The organism is Actinomadura sp. B10D3 (assembly GCF_039871695.1).
GTDB lineage: Bacteria > Actinomycetota > Actinomycetes > Streptosporangiales > Streptosporangiaceae > Spirillospora > Spirillospora madurae.
The window spans coordinates 1-1,935 of record NZ_JBDPLY010000075.1 but is presented as its reverse complement, the minus strand read 5'-3'; the positions used below and the strand labels follow the sequence as shown (position 1 = coordinate 1,935).

Annotated in this window: 1 protein-coding gene; it reads right to left on the bottom strand. The window is 67.9% G+C overall.

Annotation, left to right across the window (positions count from 1 at the left end; all coding sequences use genetic code 11):
• Positions 1 to 119: 119 nt before the first annotated feature.
• On the bottom strand, positions 120 to 1,769 hold the full coding sequence (istA, locus tag ABGB11_RS42280) for an IS21 family transposase (protein ID WP_347641341.1): 1,650 nt from the start codon (positions 1,767 to 1,769) through the stop codon (positions 120 to 122).
• Positions 1,770 to 1,935: the final 166 nt, after the last annotated feature.

Sequence of the window (1,935 nt, the reverse complement as noted above, 5' to 3'; positions counted from 1 at the left end):
GCCTGGATCCGCGTCATCTGGCGCTGCTGGCACGACAGCGTCCCCTACGACCCCACCAAACACGGCGCCGCAACAGCGCTCATGGAGCCTCTCGCTTCCTGAGGTTGACACAGGGAGTGTCATGAGGACTCTCCCTCGGCGGGACGCTCAGCACCAGGGCGGGGGCGTCGCAGCAGCTGGTCATAGACCGCCACCGATGGCAGCGGCCGGGTATCGGGTGGCAGGTGAGCCATCCGTCGTTCGGTCAAGAAGGTCACCGTCGCGGTGCCGGGCTCCGCCAGGTTGCCGGACGGTTCGGCGGGTTCGGGCCGGTCGGCTTCTGCTGCTTTGCGGGCTTCCAGGGCGACGGCATCAGCGGTCAGCGCGCCGGCCCGCAACGCGACGGCCAGGCCGGCGACGAGGTGCTCATGGTTCATGTGCCGGCCCAGCAACAGCACCTCGACCAGAGCCCGGGTGCCGTCGCGGTCACCGTGGGCCTTGCAGGCCGCCGCCCACCAGCTGTCGTGCACCGGGGTGAACTTGCCGGCCGCGCGGGCCTGCTCCAACGCGGTCGCCCCCGGCAAGGCACCCGGTTTACGGACCAGCACCTCCAGATAGTGGTCCAGCTCCAGCCGTGATCCACCCTTGGCCAGCAGCCGCTCATGCCGGGCGACCTCTTCTTGCCCGTCGTAGACGATTAGCTCGGAGGCGTGCAGCATGACCCGGACCTTGCGGCCGATCAACCGAGCCGGCACCGAATAGCGGTTCGTGCGCACGCTGACCTGGGCATAGCGATCCACGCGCAGCGACATCACCAGGCCGGTCTCGAACACCTCCACCGGCAGCGGTTTGAGCAAGGGCCGCTCAATCGCGAAATGCTCACCAACGGTCCGTGGCCGGCTCCCGATCCGGCGGGCCTCATCCTGAATGTCCCACTCATCGACCATGCCGTTCAGCTCGGCCAGCGAGCCGACCTCGGGGATCGGCACCAGGTGGTTACGGCGGAACCAGCCGATATCGCCTTCCACACCGCCCTTCTCATGCGCGCCTTCGATGCCCGGCTGGCAATAGAACGGCTCGAAATCGTAGAAGGAATGAAACGCCGTCCACCGCGCCGTCTCCACCCGGGCCCGGGAAAACCCCAGCACCTGGGCGACGGCGGCCTTGAGGTTGTCGTAGCGGACCTTGCCCAGAGGCACGCCGCCCAGCACCCTGACAGCGTGCACGTGCCCCTCGAAAAACGCCTCCTGACCGCCGGAGGCGAAGACCCGATGCACAGCCTTGCCCGAATACGACATCCGCAACGCGAACAGAACCAGCTTGACCTGCTCACCAGCGAGCCGGACCGTCACCTCCCCGAAGTCGACCTCGGCCTCCACCCCGGGCTGGTGGGACTGCGGCACGAACGCCTTCGGCGGGCCGCGGCCGGCCTCGGTCCGGATCTCGCCACGCCGATCAGCGACATAGGCACGGACCATCCGATACGTCACCTGCGTCGCGTCGTGCTCATCGACCAGCCGGTCGAAGATCCGTTTCACGGTATGCCGCTGCTTACGCGGCGCATCCAGATCCGCCCGCAGCATCTGATCGACCAGCGCCTTGTAGGGATCAAGCCGGGTCCCGCGCGGCGCCATCTTCTTACGCGGCTCAGGCCACACCGACGCCAACGCCTTGGCCACCGTCCGCCGGGTCACCCCGTACTTGTGCTCCAGGGCCCGCCCCGACATCCCCGCCGCCGAGTCACGGCGGATCGCCGCATACAACGCGACCTTCTCCGCCTGCGATGCCACGGCGCCTCCTCGGCTAGCACCGCGATCCTCCCACCGCAACCTGTCAATCCCCTGAAAGCGTGGAGACGGTGTTATGCCACTTCGGCCCTGAGCTGGGCCGTTGAAGCTTCCCGTGCTTCTGTCATCCGCTGCTCGAACGTGATCGGGGCGAGCCCGTCGTTGGCGC